This is a genomic window from Streptomyces sp. NPDC001599 (genome assembly GCF_042893535.1).
Lineage (GTDB): Bacteria > Actinomycetota > Actinomycetes > Streptomycetales > Streptomycetaceae > Streptomyces.
The window spans coordinates 241,208-261,760 of the sequence record NZ_JBIAVA010000008.1 but is presented as its reverse complement, the minus strand read 5'-3'; the positions used below and the strand labels follow the sequence as shown (position 1 = coordinate 261,760).

Annotated in this window: 20 protein-coding genes; 8 read left to right on the top strand and 12 right to left on the bottom strand. The window is 72.5% G+C overall.

Going from position 1 to position 20,553, the window contains the following annotated elements:
• Positions 1-129 precede the first annotated feature (129 nt).
• On the top strand, positions 130-1,899 hold the full coding sequence (locus ACFYZ3_RS22025; RefSeq protein ID WP_388520264.1) for a CocE/NonD family hydrolase: 1,770 nt from the start codon (positions 130-132) through the stop codon (positions 1,897-1,899).
• A 167-nt stretch (positions 1,900-2,066) separates the two neighbouring features.
• A complete protein-coding gene (locus tag ACFYZ3_RS22020; protein WP_388520261.1) occupies positions 2,067-3,332 on the top strand; it encodes an alpha/beta hydrolase family protein in 1,266 nt (421 codons plus the stop codon).
• A 185-nt stretch (positions 3,333-3,517) separates the two neighbouring features.
• Here ACFYZ3_RS22020 and ACFYZ3_RS22015 read toward each other — a convergent pair whose 3' ends face one another.
• From ACFYZ3_RS22015 to ACFYZ3_RS21985, 7 genes are read right to left on the bottom strand one after another with little or no spacing between them, the layout of a single operon-like run.
• Positions 3,518-4,771 carry a 2-hydroxyacyl-CoA dehydratase gene (locus tag ACFYZ3_RS22015; protein WP_388520259.1) on the bottom strand — a complete coding sequence of 418 codons (1,254 nt, stop codon included), beginning with the start codon at positions 4,769-4,771 and terminating at the stop codon, positions 3,518-3,520.
• On the bottom strand, positions 4,768-5,919 hold the full coding sequence (locus ACFYZ3_RS22010; protein WP_388520257.1) for a 2-hydroxyacyl-CoA dehydratase: 1,152 nt from the start codon (positions 5,917-5,919) through the stop codon (positions 4,768-4,770). Before ACFYZ3_RS22010 ends, ACFYZ3_RS22015 begins: the two co-directional genes overlap by 4 nt.
• Positions 5,920-5,978: 59 nt before the next feature.
• Positions 5,979-7,217, bottom strand: a complete 1,239-nt coding sequence (locus ACFYZ3_RS22005; RefSeq protein WP_388520255.1) for a CaiB/BaiF CoA transferase family protein — start codon at positions 7,215-7,217, stop codon at positions 5,979-5,981.
• The gene (locus tag ACFYZ3_RS22000; RefSeq protein WP_388520252.1) at positions 7,214-8,356 is read right to left on the bottom strand and encodes a CapA family protein; all 1,143 of its coding nucleotides are present in this window, start codon (positions 8,354-8,356) and stop codon (positions 7,214-7,216) included. Before ACFYZ3_RS22000 ends, ACFYZ3_RS22005 begins: the two co-directional genes overlap by 4 nt.
• Entirely contained in the window at positions 8,353-9,153 is an 801-nt protein-coding gene (locus ACFYZ3_RS21995) for an amino acid ABC transporter ATP-binding protein (protein WP_388520249.1), read from the bottom strand. The genes ACFYZ3_RS22000 and ACFYZ3_RS21995 overlap by 4 nt, the downstream gene beginning before the upstream one ends.
• Positions 9,150-10,079: an amino acid ABC transporter permease gene (locus ACFYZ3_RS21990; protein ID WP_388520246.1), complete on the bottom strand. Its 930-nt coding sequence runs from the start codon at positions 10,077-10,079 to the stop codon at positions 9,150-9,152. The genes ACFYZ3_RS21995 and ACFYZ3_RS21990 overlap by 4 nt, the downstream gene beginning before the upstream one ends.
• A gap of 3 nt (positions 10,080-10,082) precedes the next feature.
• Positions 10,083-11,006, bottom strand: a complete 924-nt coding sequence (locus ACFYZ3_RS21985; protein WP_388520243.1) for a transporter substrate-binding domain-containing protein — start codon at positions 11,004-11,006, stop codon at positions 10,083-10,085.
• 137 nt (positions 11,007-11,143) lie between these two features.
• Between ACFYZ3_RS21985 and ACFYZ3_RS21980 the strand changes: the two genes are divergently transcribed.
• The gene (locus ACFYZ3_RS21980; protein WP_388520240.1) at positions 11,144-12,148 is read left to right on the top strand and encodes a PaaX family transcriptional regulator C-terminal domain-containing protein; all 1,005 of its coding nucleotides are present in this window, start codon (positions 11,144-11,146) and stop codon (positions 12,146-12,148) included.
• Between the two features lie 87 nt (positions 12,149-12,235).
• Here ACFYZ3_RS21980 and ACFYZ3_RS21975 read toward each other — a convergent pair whose 3' ends face one another.
• Positions 12,236-12,736: a MarR family winged helix-turn-helix transcriptional regulator gene (locus ACFYZ3_RS21975; RefSeq protein WP_388520237.1), complete on the bottom strand. Its 501-nt coding sequence runs from the start codon at positions 12,734-12,736 to the stop codon at positions 12,236-12,238.
• A 185-nt stretch (positions 12,737-12,921) separates the two neighbouring features.
• Here ACFYZ3_RS21975 and ACFYZ3_RS21970 point away from each other — a divergent pair, with 185 nt between their 5' ends.
• From ACFYZ3_RS21970 to ACFYZ3_RS21955, 4 genes are read left to right on the top strand one after another with little or no spacing between them, the layout of a single operon-like run.
• On the top strand, positions 12,922-13,833 hold the full coding sequence (locus tag ACFYZ3_RS21970) for an SDR family oxidoreductase (protein ID WP_388520235.1): 912 nt from the start codon (positions 12,922-12,924) through the stop codon (positions 13,831-13,833).
• A gap of 1 nt (position 13,834) precedes the next feature.
• Positions 13,835-14,722, top strand: coding sequence for an amidohydrolase family protein (locus ACFYZ3_RS21965; protein ID WP_388520232.1), 888 nt, complete (start codon positions 13,835-13,837; stop codon positions 14,720-14,722).
• A gap of 11 nt (positions 14,723-14,733) precedes the next feature.
• Positions 14,734-16,302, top strand: coding sequence for a long-chain fatty acid--CoA ligase (locus tag ACFYZ3_RS21960; protein ID WP_388520229.1), 1,569 nt, complete (start codon positions 14,734-14,736; stop codon positions 16,300-16,302).
• The gene (locus ACFYZ3_RS21955; protein ID WP_388520226.1) at positions 16,299-16,757 is read left to right on the top strand and encodes a MaoC family dehydratase; all 459 of its coding nucleotides are present in this window, start codon (positions 16,299-16,301) and stop codon (positions 16,755-16,757) included. Before ACFYZ3_RS21960 ends, ACFYZ3_RS21955 begins: the two co-directional genes overlap by 4 nt.
• A 91-nt stretch (positions 16,758-16,848) precedes the next feature.
• Here ACFYZ3_RS21955 and ACFYZ3_RS21950 read toward each other — a convergent pair whose 3' ends face one another.
• The 4 genes from ACFYZ3_RS21950 to ACFYZ3_RS21935 all read right to left on the bottom strand — a co-directional run bounded on the left by ACFYZ3_RS21950 (position 16,849) and on the right by ACFYZ3_RS21935 (position 19,338).
• On the bottom strand, positions 16,849-17,298 hold the full coding sequence (locus ACFYZ3_RS21950; RefSeq protein ID WP_388520223.1) for a hypothetical protein: 450 nt from the start codon (positions 17,296-17,298) through the stop codon (positions 16,849-16,851).
• Positions 17,299-17,339: 41 nt separating this feature from the next.
• Positions 17,340-17,741 (bottom strand): cupredoxin family copper-binding protein, encoded by a 402-nt coding sequence (locus ACFYZ3_RS21945; RefSeq protein WP_388520221.1) that lies wholly within the window; start codon positions 17,739-17,741, stop codon positions 17,340-17,342.
• 38 nt (positions 17,742-17,779) lie between these two features.
• Entirely contained in the window at positions 17,780-18,334 is a 555-nt protein-coding gene (locus tag ACFYZ3_RS21940) for a hypothetical protein (RefSeq protein WP_388520218.1), read from the bottom strand.
• A gap of 143 nt (positions 18,335-18,477) precedes the next feature.
• Positions 18,478-19,338 carry a UbiA family prenyltransferase gene (locus ACFYZ3_RS21935; RefSeq protein WP_388520215.1) on the bottom strand — a complete coding sequence of 287 codons (861 nt, stop codon included), beginning with the start codon at positions 19,336-19,338 and terminating at the stop codon, positions 18,478-18,480.
• 45 nt (positions 19,339-19,383) lie between these two features.
• On the opposite strand from ACFYZ3_RS21935, the gene ACFYZ3_RS21930 reads away from it, so the two are divergent.
• Entirely contained in the window at positions 19,384-20,550 is a 1,167-nt protein-coding gene (locus ACFYZ3_RS21930; protein ID WP_388520583.1) for a type III polyketide synthase, read from the top strand.
• The last annotated feature ends 3 nt before the right edge of the window (positions 20,551-20,553 follow it).

Sequence of the window (20,553 nt, the reverse complement as noted above, 5' to 3'; positions counted from 1 at the left end):
AAATTAGGCGACAGTCTCATTGACGGACGACTTTCCAAACGACCATCCTGTTCCGGGTGTTCCACGCCGGAGACCCGCACCGGCTCTCAGGAACCTGGACAGAGAGGTCGGACAGTGAGACTGAAACGGTTGACGACCGCGCTCACGGCGCTCCTGGTCACCGCCGCCGCCGGAGCACCAGCCGTGGCCGACCCACACCAACGGGTGTCCCGGCCAGGTGAGTACGCCGGCTACGCCCCCGTGCTCTACGACGAGTGGGTGCGCACCTCGCGGTACCTGCCCACTCGGGACGGCACCCGGCTCGCCGTCGACCTCTACCGTCCCGCCGTGAACGGCAAGGCGGTCGAGCGTCCCTTCCCGGTGTTGTGGGAGCACCAGTTGAGCAGGGCCTCGCGCGCCGAGGACGGCACGGTCGACCTGCGCGGGGTCACCAGCGGCATGGCCGAACTCACCAAGTACGGCTACACGGTGGCGTTCGTCGACCGCCGGGGCAACGGCGCCTCCTTCGGCACCATGACGGGTTATCACTCCCGCACGGAGGCGTCCGACGCCTACGACGTCACCGAATGGCTGGCCGCGCAGCCCTGGAGCGACGGCCGGGTGGGCGTGTTCGGCTGCTCCAACACGGGCGACGCGGCGATGCAGGCGGCGACCGTGGGCGCACCCCACCTCAAGGCCGTCTTCGCGGGCAACTACTCCTTCCACAAGTACGACGCCTTCCAGCGGGGCGGGATCAGGGCCAACTGGGGTGCGGGGCCCAACCGCACGCGTGAGGAAGACCTGCGCAACCTGCCGGTCGACGCGGACGGGGACGGCGCGCTGCTCCGCCGGGCAGTGGAGGAGCACCGGGCGAACACTTCCCTGAAGGACATGTGGCGGGCGGCCCCCTACCGGGACACCGAGGTCGCCTCGGTCGGCACGCGGCCGTGGCCCGAGTACAGCGTCGCCACCTACAGGGACGCGATCGAGCGCTCCGGCGTCCCCGTCTACAGCTTCGACGGCTGGGAGGACGACTTCCGCAAGGAGAGTCTGGTCAGCGCGGCGACCTTGTCGAACCCGCACAAGGTTCTCGTCGGCCCGTGGCCGCACTGCGGCAACGAGGGCTTCGACATCGTCGCCGAGCGGCACCGGTTCTTCGACTACTGGCTCAAGGGCGTCGACAACGGCATCATGCAGGAGCCGCCGCTGCACTACTACACCGGTTCGTCCGACGGCACGGGACGGTGGCGGGACGCCCGGCAGTGGCCGCCGAACCCGCGTGCCCGCCAGACTCGCTACTACCTGGGCGGCGGCAGCAGCGGCACCGTCGACTCGGTCAACGACGGCACACTGGACCGCTCACGGCCACGCGGCCGCGACGCCGGTGACGCCTACCGGGTCGACTACTCGGTGAGCTGCCCGGAGCCGGTGGGCCTCGCGCAGACCTGCCCCCAGGACGAGAAGGGGCTGACCTACACCACGGCTCCGCTGCGGGACGACGTCGAACTCACCGGCCACCCCGAGGTCTCGCTGCGCCTGTCCTCCACCGCGCCCGACGGCAACGTCTTCGCCTACCTCTCCGACGTCGCCCCGGACGGCACGGTACGCATCCTCACCGACGGTCGGCTCCGCCTCGCGCTGCGCGGCACGCAGCGGGCGCCCTACGACGTGCTCGGCACGCCCTGGCACCGCGGCAACGCCGGTGACGCCGTCCCCATGCCCGAGGGCCGCGCGGAGCGCGTCGACTTCGACATGCTCCCCCTTTCCGCCGTGGTGCCCGCCGGTCACCGGCTGCGGGTGACCGTCACCGGAGCCGACGTACGCGAGAGCGACCGCACCGAGCTGAGCCCGGCCCCTGTGTACACCGTGCACCGCGAGCCGGGCCGCGCATCGTCGATCACCCTTCCGATCGCGTGGTGAGCGTCGTGACGACGAGAAGGACGACGAGAAGGACGAAGGGAACGCGAAGACTGCGCGACGCCGTCGCCGTGTGCCTGGCGGCCGTCGGGATGGCGGCGCTCGCCGCCCCGACGGCGGGTGCCGCGCCGCGCGGCACCGGGCCGTGTCCCGAAGGGAGCCCCGCCGACGTGAGCTGTACGGGTGGGGAGCTGGCCGACGGCACGCCGTACCGGTTCGTGGTCCCCGACCGCTGGAACGGCGTGGTGATCGTCGACCTCGACTTCGCGAGCCGCCCCGCCGAGGAGCCGCTGACCGCGGAACTCACCGGGCGGGGTTACGCCGTGGGCGGCACCACCCGCGACGTCACGGGCTGGCGCATCGCCGAGGCCGTCGACAACCAGGCCTCCGCCCTCGGGCGGTTCGAGGAGGCCGTGGGCCGTCCCCGGTGGGCCGTCGCCTCCGGACGCTCGATGGGCGGTTTCGTGTCGGCGGGCGTCGCGCAGGTCCACCCCGGTGTCTTCGACGCCGCCGTCCCCTTCTGCGGTGGTCTCGGCGGCTCTGTGGGGCAGTGGAACCAGAAGCTGGACACCGTCTTCACGCTGAAGAACCTGCTCTTCGCGGGCAGTACGCTGCCGGTCACGGAGATTCCCGCGGACACCGGAGCGGCCACCTCGGCCTGGAGATCGGCGCTGGCCTCGGCCCAGGAGACCCCTGCGGGCCGCGCCCGGATCGCGCTGGCCGCGGCGATCGGGCAGTTGCCGGGCTGGGGCCTGGACGCGGGCGGGGCGGCCACACCGATGCCCGATCCCGGCGACGCGGACGCCGTGCAGGAGGGCATGTACCTGGCGCTCGCCGGCGGCTCGCAGCCGTACATCGGCCAGGCGATGAGCAGTCGGCGGTCCATCGAGACGCTGGCGGGCGGCAACCCCTCGTGGAACACGGGCATCGACTACGCCCGTCAGTTCGCGTCGGCGAGCCCGGAGCAGCGGCGGACGGTCCGGGAGCTGTATGCCCGTGCGGGCCTGGACCTCCGCGCCGACCTGGGCATCCTGTCCCGTGCGCCGAGGACCGGGGCCGACCCGGCGGCGGTGGCGTACCTGGAGCGGGGCATCGTCTTCGACGGTGACCTGGCGGTCCCGGTGCTCACGGTCAGTCCGATCGGCGACCAGATCTCCACCGTCGCCCAGCAGCAGTCGTACGGAGAGGCGGTGCGCGCGGCCGGGAAGGCGGCGCTGCTGCGCCAGAGCTACCTGCGGACGGTCGGGCACTGCGGTTTCACGACCGGCGAGCAGGTCGCGGCGATCACGGCGATGACGGAGCGGCTGAGGACCGGGCACTGGTCCGGCTCGGCCACCCCGGACGGCCTGAACCGGTTGGCCCGCCGGGCCGGGCAGACGCCGGGCCGCTACGTGCACTACCGACCGCCCGTCTTCAACCGCCCCTACGTCGGCTGACCGGCCGGCCCTGACCCCAAGGGCCCCGCCGGACGAGCGTCCGGCGGGGCCCTTGGGGTCAGGCAGACTACCCGCGCGCCTCGAGCGGGGTCCCCCGCACCGGGAGTACGGCGGCGAGGGCGACCGCGGCAAGTGGTACGGCCATGCGCTCCGGGGTAGCGCCCTCCCGCAGGCCGGGTGCCGGGTCAGTCACCGGCGAGGACGTGCCCGTCGAGCCAGTCGCCGACGGTGCGGGTGAGGGCGTCGCCGTCGGCGCCGCGGGAATCCACGTTGTCGGCGTGCAGTTCGAGCACCGGGATGCCGGCGGCCTCAAGGGCACGGGTGGTGAAGTAGCTGCCCCTCGCGTCCTCGGAGACCAGGTGCACCACGCCGTCGACGCCGTGGTGGCGGGCCTCCTTCACGTACCACTCGGCCGACCAGGGCGGGGTGTAGAGCTGGTCGGAGAAGGCCGCGAAGCGGGCGGCCAGGGCGCGCAGCGGGTCGCCGCCGTAGCGCAGGTAGCCGTCGGCGGCGATCGCGAGGTACATGGACCAGACGAACACCGCTCCGTGGCTGTCCTCGAAGCGCCGGTAGAAGTCGAGGTCGAACCAGAGTCCGCGGCCGATCCACATGAGCCTGGCCCGTTCCTCCGGGCCGACGGAGGTGCCGGCGGACACGCGCTCGGCGACCTCGTCGTGGAAGGCGCGGGCGGCGTCGCGCGCCCAGGTGGTGCCGCGGTGCCACTGCGGGATCATCACGCTGGGGATGCTGTCGTTGACCGGCAGCGGGCAGGGGCGTGCCCGGGCGATCAGGTCGCGGGTGCGGCGGTTCCACTCCTGCTGCTCGTTGACGAGGGTCATGACCTCGGCGAAGCGGGTTTCGGAGAACACCCTGCCGGTGGTCTGCTCCAGGAACCTGATGAGGCCTTCGAGTTCGCCGGTCATGAGGTCCAGGCGGTCGCTGCCGACGGCCCGTTCCCAGTCCCGCGGCATCAGTTCCCACCAGCGCGTGGGGACGTCGTTCTCGGCGGCGCTCTCCAGGGGGTAGAAGGAGACGCCGGGTTGGGTGTCCCAGATGTCGAAGATCTTCCGGGAGGCGTCGCCCGTGGTCTCCGCGAGGACGATGGAGGGCCGGGGCAGTCCGCCCCAGGGCGCGTTCGCCGGGTCCGGGTCGAAGGCCGAGGCCAGGGGGATGGAGCTGTACTGCTCGCTGTCGTCGGGGTAGCCCCGCTCGCGCAGGAGCCCGAGGTAGTCCTGGGCGCGTCGTTTGGCCGTGACGATCGAGGACCACCACTGGTTGACGACGTACGGGATGCCCATGGCGCGGAAGATCTCCTGGGGGGCGTCGGCGTTGACCAGCGCGAGGTGCCCGCCGTCCGCCACTTCCTTCCTGAGGTCGGCGAACCACTGCCGCTGGTGGGCGGTCGCCGCCGACGCGGAGGCCAGTCGGGCGGCGCTCATCGGGCGGCCTCCGCGCGGGCACGCGGCCCGGCCGGTCGCACCGTCCTCGTCAGCCCCGCCAGTTTTTCGGCCGCCTCGGCGCCGAGCGCGCCGTACGGCTGCCGGTTCAGCAGCACGGACGGCAGTCCGGTCGCCTCCCGCTGGGCCGAGTAGTCCCAGCCCGGGGCGTCGTCGCGCACCCGGGCGTAACCGACGAGTGCCTGCGCACCGCACTCCCGGGCGGCACACCGGGTGTGTCCGGCGCGGGCGCGGATCGAGGCGCGGGGGGCCGCGGGCCCGTTGTACTGGTAGCGCTCGGCGAGTGCCGCCTCGGTGGGGGCGGCGGTCCGGCGCAGGGAGAGCAGGTCCCCCCAGTCGTGGTCCTCGCCGACGACGAGCAGGCCGCTGTCCTCCAGGGCGGTGTAGACGTGTCCCGTGTCGTGCGGGCTTCCGGTGAGGAACACTCTGAGTCCTTCGTGCTCGGGCAGGTGGTCCGCCTCGGTGAGCAGCTCTTCGAGGAGCGCGGTGGCACGCCCGACGGGCAGGACGGTGGTCGCGGCCACGACGGTGAGCGCCTGGGTACCGGTGAGGCGGGCCGGCTGCGACCGGCGCAGGGCGGCGACCCGGGTGAGCAGCTCCCGGAGCCGGTCGTGGGCGGTGATGGCGTCGGCGAGGGCCCCGTCGTCGATCGGCCGGCCGGCCCAGGTCTCGACGGTGGCCCGCAACTGGCTGAGCTTGGCGCGCACATAGCGCGTGGTCGTGCGGTGCGGCAGGTGCAGCACGTCGACCAGGTGCACCGGCGGCAGGGCCAGGGCGGGGTCCACGCGGCGCAGCTCGCGCAGCGCGTAGAACAACCGCAGGGACGCCTCGCAGTCGCGGGAGACGACGATGCCGTCCAGCGGGCCGAAGTCGCCTGCGAGCAGGCGGGTGAGCACGGAGCGGGCGGCCGGGTCCAGGCCGGTGCCGAGGTAGCGGTCGCCGGCCGTGCTCGGGGTGCCGGGGCTGCCGGACAGGCGCAGGGGCAGCAGCCCGGCGGCGGTGATGTACTCGACGGGGACGTCGGCGCCGACGTAGCCGATCACCCCGCCGTGGTGGCGTGCTCTGAACTCGTCGGCGGCCGCGCGGCGGTCGGTGCCGTGGGAGGTGAGCCGCGCGAGGGCAGCGGACATGGGGAGTTCCTCCAGGTGGTGCGGGGGTGCGGTGGAGCGGCGACCCGGGTGCGGCGGGATCAGATCACCGACTCGGCGGCCAGCTCGGCGAGTTCCTCGGGGCTGTAGCCGAGCCTCTCGCGGTACACCGCGTCGTTGTGCTCGCCGAGCGCCGGGGCGGGCCGGTCGAAGCCCGCGCGGGCGGCGGAGAACCTGATGGGGACGCCGGTGGTGGCCAGGCCCTCGACGGGGCCGTGCGTCGGGTGGGTGACGGGGACGACCTCCTCGCGCTGCTGCACGAGCGGGTCCCGTACGGCGTCCCTGGGCTCGCGCACCTCGGCCGCCGGCACGCCGTGCTCGGTGAACGCGTCGAGCGCCTCGGCGGTGGGGCGGGCGCTGCTCCACTCCCGGATCAGGGCGTGGATCTCGTCGGCGTGGCGGACCCGCTGGTCGCGGCTGTGGAAGCGGGCGTCGTCGATCAGGTCGGGCCGGCCGACGGCGCGCAGGGCGCCGTGGGCGAAGGCGTCGGTGGGCGCGGACAGGGCTATGTGGCCGTCGGCGGTGGGCAGGATGCCGAAGGGGGCGAGGCGCGGGACCATCGCGCCGGTGCGCTGCGGCATGCCGACCGCTGCGAAGGCGTCGAAGGGCTCGCACGCCACCAGGGAGGTGAGCGCACCGAGCATGGAGACGTCGACGTGCTGTCCCTCGCCGCTCTGGTCGGCCTGCATGAGCGCCGACAGGGTGCCGATGACCGCGAACAGCGGGGCGAGCATGTCACCGACGGGAAGTCCGAAGCGCACCGGTCCCTCGTCCGGCTCGCCCGCGGTGAGCATGACGCCGGACAGCGCCTGGATGATGGAGTCCATCGCCTTGCCGGAGCCGGGGCCGCCCTGGCTGCCGAAGCCGGTGATGGACGTGTAGACGAGCCGCGGGTTGAGCTCGTGGACGGCCGCGTAGTCGATGCCGAGGCGGCCGGTGACGCCGGGGCTGTAGTTCTCCACGAGGACGTCGGCGTCGCGTACGAGGTCCTCGAAGACCCGCCGGGAGCGCGCGTCCTTGAGGTTGAGGGTGACGCTGAGCTTGTTGCGGCCGCGGGCGAGCATCGAGACCGACATGTCGTCGGGGCTCCGCCGGGACACGGAGAGGCCGTCGCCGCCGACGTAGGGGGCGTTGTTGCGCGAGGAGTCACCGCCCGTGGCCGGGTTCTCGACCTTGATGACGGTGGCTCCGAGCCCGGCCAGGAGCAGGGTGGCGTAGGGGCCGGCCAGCGCGGTGGTCAGGTCGATGACGGTCCGTCCGGCCAGTGGCTGGTCGCTCATGACGCCCTCTCGTTGTTCAGCTCGATCATGACGCGGCCGTCCTCACGGACGAACCGGCCGTTCAGGCCCGCGGTGCGGGTGATGTGCTCGATGTAGTCGGTGACCCGTCGGCCCTCGTCGGTGTCGCCGCAGGGCACCGGGCGCCCCCGGTCGTCGATCCGGCAGGGTTCGAAGCCCGCCTCGACGCGTCCTTCGCCGTCGAAACGGCACACGGCGATCGCGGTGTTGCGGCTCTCCGGGTGGAAGGGGTAGGCGGGCATGCCGGGATCCGGGGCGAAGCCGTACAGCTCCTTGCGGCGGTGGGCCCATGCGGTCAGCTCCGCGCTGGAGCGGCTGGTCGCGTCCGGTGTCAGCGCACGGGTCACGGTGACGAAGTTGCCGAGGCCGTGGAAGATCGGGCGGCCCCGGTAGGTCTCGATGCCGCGCATGATGTGGGCGTGGTGGCCGAAGACGGCGTCGGCGCCGGCGTCGATGGCGGCGCGGGCCACCGGTGACTCGTACATGGCGACGGCGGCGGGGGTGTGGCCGACACCCTTGTGGAGACCGACGAGGACGACGTCGGCACGCTCGCGCAGGGCCGCCACGTCGGTCTGGAGCCGGGTCAGGCTGTCCGGGTCGGCGAAGGTGTACGTCTTCGGCGGGCCGCCGGGACTGGCGTGGTCGAGTTCGTAGTGGGTGAGGACGTGTACGTAGGCGCAGCCCGCCTTGCGCGAGGTGGCCCAGGACTCGCGCGGGCCCACGCAGTTGTAGGAGAGGACACCGATCCGCAGCCCGCCGCGCTCGACCAGGGCGGGGGTGCTCGCCTCGTCGAGGTCGGCTCCGGCGCCGGCGGTGGCCAGGCCGGCCCGTCGGGCGTGCGCGACGGTGTCGGCGACGCCGGTGTCGCCCGCGTCGTAGATGTGGTTTCCGGCGAGCGTGACGACGTCGAAGCCGGCCTCGGCGAGCGCCGTGAGTGCGGCGGGGTCGGCCGGGGGTGCGGGGACGTCGGTGCTCTGCTGGACGGTGGTGGTCGAGTGCGGGACCTCGACGTGCCCGACGGTGACGTCCGCGGCGCTCAGCAGGGGTGCCGAGGGGGCCAGGAACGAGGCGGGGTCGGGCTCGTCGAGGATGAGGTCCCCGACCGAGGCGACGGTGATCACGAGACGGTCTCCTGGGGTGAGTCGCTGCTGTCGCGATGCCGGGCGAGAAACGAACGCAGCCGCGCGGTACGGGGGTTGGTGAGCATCTCGTCGGCTGTTCCGCTCTCGACGATGCGGCCCGCCTCCATGAAGACGCAGCGGTCGGCGACCTCGCGGGCGAAGGCGATCTCGTGGGTCACCACGACCATCGTCATGCCCTCGGTGGCCAGCTTCCGCATGACGGCGAGTACTTCGTCGACGAGTTCGGGATCGAGGGCGCTGGTGGGTTCGTCGAAGAGCATCACGCGGGGCCGGGCCGCGACGGCCCGCGCGATCGCCACCCGCTGCTGCTGGCCTCCGGAGAGCTGACGCGGATAGTGGGCGGCGCGGTCGGCGAGCCCGACGCGTGCGAGCAGGTCACGTCCTTCGGCCTCGGCCTCCTCGCGGGACCTGCCGTGGACGCGCACCGGCGCCTCGGTGATGTTGCGGAGCACGGTGAAGTGCGGGATGAGGTGGAACTGCTGGAAGACCATGCTCATCCGGCCGCGCTGGGCGGCGACCCGGCGGGCGCCGAGGGGGCGCAGGGTGCCGCGGTGGTGTTCGTGGCCGAGCAGTTCGCCGTCCAGGTAGATCGCGCCGGAGTCGATGGTCTCCAGCTGGTGCACGCACCGGATGAGGGTGGACTTGCCGGAGCCGGAGGGCCCGATGATCGTGACGACCTCTCCGTCGGCGACGTCGAGGTCGACTCCGTCGAGGGCGGCGTGGTCGCCGAAGTTCTTGCGTATGCCCCGCACGCGCAGGGCGGGTCCAGTGGTCATGCGGACGCTCCGTCCGTGGTCTTCTTCGGGCGGCGGGTGGGGCCGCCGGCGGTGTGGCCCCGGGAGAAGTGCCGTTCCAGCCAGCGCTGTCCGACGGTGAACAGGGTGACGACGGCGAGGTACCAGAGACAGGCCACGATGAGCATGGGGACGATTTCGTAGGTGCGGTTGTAGACGACCTGGACCGAGTGCAGCAGGTCGGACATGGCGATCACCGAGACCAGCGCCGTCCCCTTGAGCACGCTGATGAACTGGCTGCCGGCCGGCGGGATGATCACACGCATCGCCTGCGGGATCACGACCCGGAAGAAGGTCTGGGCAGGGGTGAAGCCCATCGCCCGGGCCGCGTCCCGCTGTCCCTGCTCCACCCCGAGCAGTCCACCGCGGATGATCTCCGCCATGTACGCGGACTCGACCAGCGACAGGCCGACGACGGCGGCCGTGACCGGCGTGATCACCTCGTTCGCGTCCCAGGAGGCGAACTCCGGACCGAAGGGAATGCCGAGGGAGATGCGCGGCAGGAGGTAGGCGAGGTTGAACCAGAAGATGAGCTGCACCAGGGGCGGGATGCCGCGGAACACGCCGATGTAGAGCGTGGCCGCCCAACGGACCGGCGGGAAGTCGGACATCTGCGCCGCGGCGAGGACCGCGCCGACGGCGGCGCCGACGACGGTGGCCGCGACGGCGAGCCACACGGTGGTGCCGAGTCCGGAGAGCACCGAGGGTTCGAAGAGGTACTCCGCGACGACGCCCCACTCCAGGCGTGGGTTGGTCACCAGGAAGTGGACGAGGAGCACGGCCACGAGCGCGAGCACCACGCCGGCCACCACCCGCCAGGGCCGTATCCGCCGTCTGGACAGGGCGACGTCGTCGGACTTCGGGTCGGTGGGGATCCTGCTCTCCGTCAGTGGGATGGGTCCGGCCACGGTTCAGCTCTCTTTGCTGGCGATGTTGAGGACGGGTTTGCCGACCATCACGTCCTTCAGTCCCCAGTGCTCCATGACGCGTCGGTACTCACCGTCGTCGACGAGCTTCTGGAAGGCCTTCTGGATCACCGGGCCGAGCTTGCTCTCCTTGGGCACGAGGAGGGCGAGGTTGTCGGTGGTGGCGCCCTGCTCCTCGGTCTGGGTGACGTAGTCGTACTTCTCCGACTGGGACCCGGTGACGTCGATGGCGGCGGCCTGGGTCATCCCGGCGGCGTCGGCCCGGCCGGACTGGGCGGCGAGGAGAGTGGCGTTGGTGTCGTCGAGTCCGATCGACCGGGTGGCCCGCTTGCCCTGGTCGGTGCAGTACGCGGACAGCTTGGCCAGCTGACTCTCGACGATGCTCGACTTCACCACGGCGACCTGCTTTCCGCACAGGTCGGCGGCGGAGGAGATCCGGGTCTTGCCGGACTTGGGCACGACGTAGGACGTGCGGCTGGTCATCCAGGTGATGGTGTCGAACTGACGCTCGCGTTCGACGGTGGCCTGCACGGGCCCGTTGAAGCCGTTGTAGCGCCCGCTGAGCATCCCCTGGAGCGCGGCGGGGAGGTTGTTCACGATCTTGATCTCGGTGCGTACTCCGAGTACCTGTCCCAGGGCTTCCTGGAGGTCCTGGTCGATGCCCGTCACGGAGCCGTCCGCGCCGACCGAGCGGAAGGGCGGGTGCGAGTCACCCGCGAACCGCAGGACGCCGGAGTCCCTGACCGACTGCGGCAGGGCGGCGTGGAGGGCGGCGACCTCGGGGATGGAGGGCTTGGAGACGCCGTCCTCCTCGTCCGCGGCGCAGCCGGCGAGTGCCGTGGCGGCGACGAGCGCGGTCGTGAGGGTGCAACATGTTCGCCACCGACGGTGGCCTCGAAAGTTACGCATGAAGGTGTTCCCTTGCATGGGAGGAGATCCGCGTCATTGTCGGTATCGATGCCGAGCGTCGCATGAGGTGTCGCCTATGACAAGAGTCGTGCGATACTTCGACGCGACGCGAAGACCACCGAGGGAACCGAGGTGCCATGGGGAAGGACCTGTCGAAGGCCGAGCTGCCCCGGGCTCAGAACGGGGCGGAGCCCCAGCTCCTGCTGACGTCCCTGCTGGGCGACTTCTGGTACTGGCGCGACGAACACATCCCCGCCACAGCCCTGGTGAGACTGCTCGCCGACTTCGACGTGACGTCCGACGGCGCCAGAGCCGCGATGCGCCGGCTGGCGACCCGCGGACTCCTGGACACCTCCCGCAGCGGACGCACCACGGCGTACGGGATCCCGGCGCGCACCTCCGAGGTGATCGTCGAACGCACGCACCGGATGCTGACCTTCGGCACGACCGCGCCCGAGTGGGACGGACAGTGGACGGTCGTCGCGTTTTCCGTCCCCGAGCAGGCCCGCGGTCTGCGCACCGCGCTCCGCTCCCGGCTGCGGCTGCTGCGGTTCGCCGCGCTGTACGACGGCGTGTGGGTGTCGCCCCACGACCTCGGCACCGAGGCGCAGGCACTGCTGCGGGAACTCGGCATCGAGACGGCGACCGCGCTGCGCTGCGTGACGGTGCCCGGCACCCGCCGGGGCGACCCGGCCTCCGCGTTCGACCTGACGTCGCTGAGCAAGGAGTACCGCGCCTTCACCGAACGCTACGAGCCGGTGCTCCAGAGTCTCGCGGCGGGCCTGATCAGCCCGGCCGAGGCACTGCGCACCCGCACCGAACTCCGGGTGGCCTGGCGACGGTTCCCCGAGACCGACCCGGACCTGCCGGCCGAGCTGCTGCCGTCCGACTGGGACCGGCCGCGCGCCCAGCAGGTCTTCCTGGAGATCTACGACCGCCTGGGCCCCCTGGCCGAACTCCGGTTCCGGCAGATTCTCGGCACGGTCTCACCCGCTCTGGCCGAACTGGTCTCCCATCACGACTCCGCGGCCATCGCCGGCCTGTACGCCTCGCTGGGCGACCGCAGGGCGCACGGGGACACCCCGTTCGAGCAGGCGGCGGCGGCACGGCGGCTGGACGAGGTGACGCACTCGAAGTCCTGAACCGGGCGCCGTGAATCCGGGCCCGGGCCCGGCCACACGTCACCCGCGCCACACGTCACCCGTGCCACACGCCACCAGCGCCACACGTCACCCGCGCCGCGAGTCACCCGGCTCGGGTCGGGACAGCGCGCGGTGCGCGCTCTTCAGGGCGTCACGGAAGCGCTGGACGTCGGCGGGGCCGAGCTCCGCCACCATGCGCCGCTCCAGGAGCCGGGCCGGTTCGGCATAGTCGGCGAGCAGCCGTCGCCCGGCGTCCGCGAGCAGGATCACCTTCTCCCGCCGGTTCGACGGGTTCGGCTCGCGTCGCACCAGCCCCCGGCTCTCCAGCGCGCGCACCATGTCCGCCATCGACTGCGCCGTCACGAACGAGTCGCGGGCCAACTGCGCGGCGGAGATGCCGTCGTGGCGCTCCAGCACGGTCAGCGCCGTGTACTGCAGCGCGGTGACGCCGGCGGGCTTGAGCACCTCCTCCAGGCGCGCGCGGACCACGAGCTCGGTCCGCTTGAGCAGGTAGAGCAGCGACGGCCCCGCTCCGGTCTCGGCTCCGGCGTCCCCGGCGGGCCGATCCGCCGTTCGCGTGCGCGTCATCCTGTGCCTCCACCGACTGCCGATCCGTGTCTCACGGTGGACCACCCTAAGCCATTGACAGGATTCCTGTTAAAAGAGAACACTGAACCCAACCGACAGGATTCCTGTCGATCAATCGCTGGGTGACGGCCCGGTCGGCGCGCCGCTCCACAGGAATCCCACCGCCACCAGGAAGAGGCACAGTCATGGATCTGCAGGGCAAGGTCGCCGTCGTCACCGGGAGCGGACGCGGACTGGGACTCGCCTACGCCCGGGCCCTGGCCGCCGCGGGCGCCGCCGTCGTGGTCAACGACGTCGACGCCGACGTGGTCGACGAGGCGGTCGGCGCCATCTCCGCGGCCGGCGGCAGGGCCACCGGCGTCGTGGCCGCGGTGGGCGACAGCGAGGCCGCCGAACGGCTCACCGAGGCGGCGGTGCGCGAGTTCGGCCGGCTGGACGTCCTCGTCACCAACGCCGGCATCCTGCGCGACCGGGTGCTGTGGAAGATGACGGACGACGACTTCGACTCGGTGGTCAAGGTCCACCTGCGCGGCACCTTCACCTGCGCCCGGGCCGCGGCGGTGCGGATGCGCGAGCAGGGTGAGGGCGGACGGCTGATCCTGATCTCCTCCCCCGCCGGCCAGCGCGGCAACTTCGGCCAGACCAACTACGCCGCCGCCAAGGCCGGCATCGTGGCGATGGCCCGGACCTGGGCTCTGGAGCTGGCCCGGGCGGGCATCACCGTCAACGCGGTCGTCCCCGTCGCCGCCACCGAGATGACCAAGACCATCCCGGCCTTCGCCCCGGTCATCGAGGAGGCCGAGCGCACCGGCGCGCCCCTGCCGGCCTGGCTGCGCAAGGACGAGGGACTCGGCACCGTCGAGGACGTGGCCGGTCTGATCACCTTCCTCGCCTCGGACACCGCCAAGGACGTCACCGGGCAGGCCATCGGCATCGGCGGCGACCGGCTGGCCCTGTGGGCCCACCCCAAGGAGGCGGCGGTCGCCTTCGCCGACGGCGGCTGGAGCGCCGACGCGATCGGCGAGCGCTGGCACGACGGTGTCGGCGCCGCCCCCGAGACGTTCGGCATCCCTGCTCCCAAGGCACCGGAGGCCTGACATGAGCGATCCGGTCATCGATGTCGACGCCCTGACCGCCATCGACGTCCACACCCACGCGGAGGTCTCCCGCACCGGTCACGGCGCCCTGAGCCCCGAGCTCTTCGGGGCCTCCGAGGAGTACTTCAAGGCGCACGGCCACCGGCAGCCGACCATCGACGAGATGGCCGCGTACTACCGGGAACGGCACATGGCCGCCGTGGTGTTCACCGTGGACGCCGAACACGCCACCGGCCATCCGCGCATCGCCAACGAGGAGGTCGCCGAGAGCTGCGCCGCCCACGCCGACGTGCTCGTCCCGTTCGCCAGTGTCGACCCGCACAAGGGCCGTGCGGGCGTACGGGAGGCACGCCGCCTGGTCGAGGACCACGGGGTGCGCGGCTTCAAGTTCCACCCCAGCATCCAGGCGTTCGCCCCGAACGACCGGATGGCGTACCCGCTCTACGAGGCCGTCGAGGAACTCGGTGTGCCCGCGCTGTTCCACACCGGGCAGACCGGGATCGGCGCCGGAGTGCCCGGGGGCGGCGGCATCCGGCTGAAGTACTCCAATCCCATGCTCGTCGACGACGTGGCCGTGGACTTCCCCGAACTGCGGATCATCCTGGCGCACCCGTCCTTCCCGTGGCAGGACGAGGCCCTGGCCGTCGCCACGCACAAGCCCCACGTCCACATCGACCTGTCGGGCTGGTCGCCGAAGTACTTCCCTCCGCAACTGGTGCGGTACGCCAACACGCTGCTCAAGGACAAGGTGCTCTTCGGCTCCGACTACCCGGTCATCACCCCGGACCGCTGGCTCGCCGACTTCGAGAAGCTCGACATCAAGCCCGAGGTCCGGCCCAGGATCCTCAAGGACAACGCCGCCCGCCTGCTCGGCCTGGTCAAGGACTGAGGGAGGACGCCGTGTTGAACCAAGGCATCGGCTCCTGGCCCGCCCGCCGGGCCCGCAAGACCCCCGGGCGCACCGCCCTGGTCCACCGGGACGCCGAGATCACCTACCGCCTGCTGCACGAACGGGTCCTGCGTCTGGCGCACGGGCTGCGTGCCCTCGGCGTCGCCCGCGGCGACCGGGTCGCCCATCTGGGTCCCAACCACCCGGCCTTCCTGGAGACCCTGTTCGCGGCGGGCGCCCTCGGCGCCGTGTTCGTTCCGCTCAACACCCGCCTGACAGCGTCGGAGTTGGCGTACAGCCTCAGGGACTCGGGCAGTACGGTGCTGGTCCACGGCGCCGCGCAGGCCGAGACGGCCGCCTCGGCCGCCGCGGACAGCGGGGTCCGGCACCGCGTCACCCTGGGCACGCCGGACGGTGGGGCCCGCGGCTACGAGGATCTGCTGGCGGGCAGTGACGCCGGTCCGCTGGACGAGCCGGTCGCCCCGGACGATCCCTGCCTCATCATGTACACCTCCGGGACGACGGGCCGCCCCAAGGGCGCGGTGCTCTCGCACGCCAACATCACCTGGAACAGCGTCAACGTCCTCGTCGACACCGACCTGACCGGTGACGAGGTCACCCTGGTCGTCGCCCCGCTGTTCCACACCGCCGGGCTCAACATGACCTGCCTGCCGACCCTGCTCAAGGGGGGCCGGGTCGTGCTGCTGGAGGCCTTCGACCCGGGGACGGTGCTGGAGGCCGTCGAGCGCAGGCGCGTGACGTACATGTTCGGCGTGCCCACGATGTACGACGCGATGGCCGCCCATCCGCGCTGGCGGACGACCGACCTGTCCAGCCTGCGCACCGTGTCCTGCGGCGGGTCACCCGTCCCGGCACGCACCATCGAGCGGTACCTCGCCCGCGGCCTGGCCTTCAGCCAGGGGTACGGCATGACCGAGGCGTCCCCCGGCGTGCTCTTCCTGGACCGGGAACAGACCTCGGCCAAGGCGGGTTCGGCGGGCGTCCCGCACTTCTTCACCGACACCCGGGTCGTCCTCGCCGACGGCAGTCCCGCAGGGCCCGGGCAGCGCGGCGAGGTCCTCGTCCAGGGGCCCCACGTGATGTCCGGCTACTGGGGCCGCCCCGAGGACACCGCGGCGGCCTTCACCGACGACGGCTGGCTGCGCACGGGCGACGTCGCCCGCACGGACGAGGACGGCTACGCCTACATCGTCGACCGGGTCAAGGACATGTTCGTCTCCGGCGGGGAGAACGTGTACCCGGCCGAAGTGGAGGACGCCCTGATGGGTCATCCGGCGGTGCGCGAGTGCGCCGTCGTCGGCGTGCCGGACGAGGTCTGGGGCGAGGTCGGTCACGCCGTCGTCGTCCTGGAGGCCGGCCGCCCCGCCGACGGGCCCGGGATCCTCGCGCATCTGCGGGGCCGGCTCGCCAAGTACAAGATCCCGAAGACCGTCTCCTTCGCCGGGGAACTGCCCCGGACGGCCTCCGGCAAGATCGTCAAATCGGCCGTGCGCGAGGCCCATCCGGCCCCCTCCCCCGAACCCACCACCCCGACCCCGTGGAAAGGCAGCACCCCGTGACCACCACCGCCCAGGGCCTCGAAGGCCTCGTCTCCCTCGCCGGCCGCGACCTCGGCCGCACCGACTGGCTCGAGATCACGCAGGAGCGTGTGAACACCTTCGCCGACGCCACCGACGACCACCAGTGGATCCACACCGACCCGGAGAAGGCCCAGCACGGCCCCTTCGGCGGCCCCATCGCCCACGGCTACCTCACCCTGTCCCTGATCATCCCGATGTTCGGCGACCTGCTGGAGATCTCCGGCATCTCCATGAGCGTCAACTACGGCTTGGAGAAGGTGCGCTTCCCGAGCCCCGTGCCGGTCGGCGCGAAGATCCGCCTGCACGGCGCGGTCGACTCGGTCGACGCGGTCAAGGGCAACGGGGTGCAGATGGCGCTGACCTTCACCGTGGAGGTCGAGGGCAGCGAGAAGCCCGCCTGCGTGGCACGGGCGGTGTACCGGCACTACGCCTGACCGGCCGCGAGGCCGCGGCGAATCCCGGTCCGACCCGGGGATTTCGTCCTCAACGCCCCGCGCGCGAGTGTCCGGCGGTGTGTTTGCGGGCTCAGTGGCCCCGAGCGCCTCGGGGCCGGACGAGCAGCAGGTACAGCGTGGCGAGCGCGGCGACGGCCTGGGCGACCGCGGCGGCTTCCTTCTGGCCGTACCAGATGGGCTCGTACATGTCCGGGATCGGCCCCAGTTCGCCGACGTCCACGTAGCGGTACACGAGCAGCAGCGCGAGTCCGCCGACCGCCACCGACGCGGCGAAGAGGTCCCCGGGGAGGCGGCGCCAGACGAGGACGAGCAGGGCGGCCAGTGCCGCGAGGGCCGCCTCGAGGCGGAAGAGGGTGCCCTGGCCGACACTCGACGCGATGGCGTCGTAGCGGTCGGCGAGGTGCGCGTGCAGATACGCGTCCACGGCGAGACCGGCCGCGGCGAGCACCCGTACGGCACCCCGTACGACCTGGCCGGCGCCGCCTCGGCGCGGGGGCGGAGCGGTGGGCTGTGCTGACATGGCAGGTCTCCGTTCTCGCGGCCGAGGGGCCGCCGGCCAGGTCACTCGACGGTGAGCGTGCCCTTCATGAACGGGTGGATCGTGCACGTGTAGGGGAAGTCGCCCGCCGTGGACGGCGCCGTGAAGGTGGCGCTCTTGCCTGGGGCGATGTCTCCGGTGTCGAACGATCCGCCCTTGGACGCCGTCACGGTGTGCGTGGTCGAGTCCTTGTTGACGACGGTGACCTTCGCCCCGGGAGAGACGGTCAGGGAGGCGGGCTGGAACTTGAAGTCCTTGATCGTGACCTGCGTCCCGCCGCTCGCGGACGGGCGGGTGGCCGTCTCGGTCGCGCCGTCGCCGCCACCGCCTCCCCCGTCGGAACATCCGACGAGGGTGGTCAGGGCGAGCGCGCAGGCGGCGGCCGCGGCGAGCCGGGCGGCACCGGTGGGGAACGGGAACGGCATGGCTTCTCCGAGCGGTGGTGGGCCGGTCCGGCCGGAGGTCAGTAGCCGCCGTCGCCGGTCTTGGGCTTGGTGGTGATCTTGTCGCCGTCGGGGTCGACGACGAACCACTTGGCGCCGAAGGCGTCGACGTCCTGCCCGTTGGTGTCGCCCGGCTTCCGGTCGTCGGCGAACCGGTAGAGCGGGTGCCCGTTGTACGTCACCTGCTCGGAGCCGTCGTCCCGCTTGGTGGTCTTGAGCAGGTCCTTCTTCACCCCCTTGCCCGCGGCCGGGGTCGACTTCACCGTGAACGGCGGCCACGCGGCGGCGCAGTCGTCGTCGCACTTCGACTTGTCCTTCGCGTCCTTCTCGAAGAGGTAGAGGGTCCGGCCCTTCTCGTCGACGAGCGACTTGCCGTAGGTGCCGTCCTTGATGTCGACCGCGGGGGCGCTCGAGGAGGTCGCGGCCGGTACGACGTCGGTGTCCGGCGCGTCCGCGGCGTTGCGGGTCTCCGTACCGCCGGCGCCGCCTCCGCCGCCGTCGTCCGAACACCCTGCCGCCGCGCCGGTGACCAGCAGGGCCGCGGCCAGCGCGGTGGCTGTCCTGATGCGTTTCATGAGGGTCTCCTCGACCGTCGGGCCGCCTCGCGGGCAGCACCCGGCCCCGCTTCGGGGCCACCGGTCCCAGTGCACCTCAGGACTCGCGAACCGACCAGCGCACCGCGTCTGTTCGGAGTGCGGCCCGGGTACGCAGCCCGCGCTCAGCTCATGTCGGGAGCGTGCAGCAGCAGTTGCGCCACCGCGATGCCGGCCACCACGACGGCCGCCCGGAACGGCCACCGGCTGCGGGTTCCCGCCCGCACGGCCGTGCCCGCCACGGCGGCGACCACCGCTGCTCCCGCCAGCACCAGGTCCATGACTCCCCTCGCGCCGGGCGGTCCCACGACGAGCACTCCCACGGCGGCCGACATCACGACCGGCGCCAGCCGGCGGCAGGCCGACCGGTGCAGCCGCTGCGGCAGCCCGCGCACCCCCGTGGCCAGGTCGTCCTCGATGTCCGGCAGCACATTCGCCAGGTGGGCTCCCACCCCCAGCAGGGCCCCGGCGGTCGCGGCCCACCAGGCGGGCCAGGCCGACAGGGGCGGACCGAGGGTGACGAAGGCCGGCAGGGAGGCGAAGCCCACGGCGTACGGCAGCGGCGAGAGGACCGTCCGCTTCAGCCGCAGGTTGTACGCCCAGCCGGCGGCCACCCCCACCAGGTGGACGGCTCCCGCGGCGAGCCCGCAGACCAGGGACAGGGGTACGCACAGGACCAGGGCCGTGCCCGCGGCGGCGGCGGCAGCGGCACGCGGAAGCGCCCCGGTGCCCACCGGCTTGTCACCGCGCCGGCAGGCCGTGTCGCGCCGTGCGTCGACCGCGTCGTTGCACCAGCCGATCGAGAGCTGGCCGGCGAGGACGGCGAGGACCACGGCCGCCGACCCCGCCGGCCCGCGGCCGGCTCCGACCGCCAGAACCGCCACGAAGACGGTGACGGCGGCCGTCGGTTCCGGATGGCAGGCGCGCAGCAACGCCACGACTCTGCCGGACGAGCGCGGGAGAACCCCGGACGGGTGGAGTGACACGTACGCACGGTAGTGGGACCGGCGGCCGAGGAAGGCATGAACGACATGCGTGTCCCTGTGCTCGTCGAGCATGCTCCCTCCCCGTCCGCTCCCCCTGCCTCCGCGCGGCATCCGAAGCCGCCGTCCGCGGCGGGTCCCCGCATCGCCGCCGTGCGGTGCGCGCTGCCTGCGCACCGGTACGCCCAGCACGAGCTCACCGGGCCCATCGGCGACCTGTGCCTGCCCTCCGGGGCGGACCGCGCCCTGTTGCAGCGTGTGCACGCGTCGGCGGGGGTGCGTACGCGTCACCTCGCCCTGCCGATCGAGCGGTACGCCCGGCTCGGTGACTTCGGGCGCAGCAACGACGCCTGGATCGAGGCGGGGCTCGAACTGGGCGAGGAGGCCCTTTCGGGCGCGCTGCGCGAGGCAGGGCTGGCACCGGCCGACGTCGACCTGCTGGTCTTCGCCTCGATCACGGGCGTGGCCGCTCCGTCGCTCGACGCCCGGCTGGCGGGGCGCATGGGGCTGCGACCCGACGTCAAGCGGCTTCCGCTGTTCGGGCTCGGCTGCGTCGCGGGCGCCGCCGGTCTGGCCCGGGTGCACGACCACCTCCGCGGGCACCCCGACGACACCGCCGTGCTGCTCACCGTGGAGCTGTGCTCGCTCACGCTCCAGCGCGGTGACGGTTCGCGTGCCAACCTCGTGGCCGGGGCCCTCTTCGGCGACGGCGCCGCCGCACTCGTCGCCCGCGGCGGCAGCACCGACGGCGGCGGCAGTGGCCCCGTCGCGCCCGCGGCCGGTCCCCGCGTGGTCGCCACCCGCAGTCACCTGTACCCGGGTACCGAGCAGCTCCTCGGATGGGAGATCGGCGCCGCCGGCTTCCGCGTCGTGATCGACGCCGGTGTCCCGGACATCGTCCGGGGCCACTTCGGCCGGCATCTGCGCGCGTTCCTGGCCGAGCACGAGCTGACCGTCGACGACATCGGAACCTGGATCTGCCACCCCGGGGGCCCGCGGATCCTGTCGGCGGTGAGCGAGACCCTCGGCCTGTCCGACGACGCCCTGGACTGCTCACGGCGCTCCCTCGCGGCGGTGGGGAACATGTCGTCCGTGTCCGTGCTGCACATCCTGGAAGGCATCCGGGCAGGTCGTGCACCGGAGCCCGGCACCTGGGGCCTGCTCGTGGCGATGGGCCCTGGTTTCTGCTCGGAACTCGTCCTGCTGCGCTGGTGAGGT

Bases quoted from the DNA above. Each gene is read 5' to 3' on its own strand.
- ACFYZ3_RS22010 (WP_388520257.1), bottom strand. From the start codon at position 5,919: ATGTCCGCTGCCCTCGCGCGGCTCACCTCCCACGGCACCGACCGCCGC.
- ACFYZ3_RS21945 (WP_388520221.1), bottom strand. From the start codon at position 17,741: ATGCCGTTCCCGTTCCCCACCGGTGCCGCCCGGCTCGCCGCGGCCGCC.
- ACFYZ3_RS21940 (WP_388520218.1), bottom strand. From the start codon at position 18,334: ATGAAACGCATCAGGACAGCCACCGCGCTGGCCGCGGCCCTGCTGGTC.
- ACFYZ3_RS21930 (WP_388520583.1), top strand. From the start codon at position 19,384: ATGCGTGTCCCTGTGCTCGTCGAGCATGCTCCCTCCCCGTCCGCTCCC.
- ACFYZ3_RS21975 (WP_388520237.1), bottom strand. From the start codon at position 12,736: ATGACGCGCACGCGAACGGCGGATCGGCCCGCCGGGGACGCCGGAGCC.
- ACFYZ3_RS21980 (WP_388520240.1), top strand. From the start codon at position 11,144: ATGGGGAAGGACCTGTCGAAGGCCGAGCTGCCCCGGGCTCAGAACGGG.
- ACFYZ3_RS21950 (WP_388520223.1), bottom strand. From the start codon at position 17,298: ATGTCAGCACAGCCCACCGCTCCGCCCCCGCGCCGAGGCGGCGCCGGC.
- ACFYZ3_RS21985 (WP_388520243.1), bottom strand. From the start codon at position 11,006: ATGCGTAACTTTCGAGGCCACCGTCGGTGGCGAACATGTTGCACCCTC.
- ACFYZ3_RS21965 (WP_388520232.1), top strand. From the start codon at position 13,835: ATGAGCGATCCGGTCATCGATGTCGACGCCCTGACCGCCATCGACGTC.
- ACFYZ3_RS21995 (WP_388520249.1), bottom strand. From the start codon at position 9,153: ATGACCACTGGACCCGCCCTGCGCGTGCGGGGCATACGCAAGAACTTC.
- ACFYZ3_RS22005 (WP_388520255.1), bottom strand. From the start codon at position 7,217: ATGAGCGACCAGCCACTGGCCGGACGGACCGTCATCGACCTGACCACC.
- ACFYZ3_RS21970 (WP_388520235.1), top strand. From the start codon at position 12,922: ATGGATCTGCAGGGCAAGGTCGCCGTCGTCACCGGGAGCGGACGCGGA.
- ACFYZ3_RS22015 (WP_388520259.1), bottom strand. From the start codon at position 4,771: ATGAGCGCCGCCCGACTGGCCTCCGCGTCGGCGGCGACCGCCCACCAG.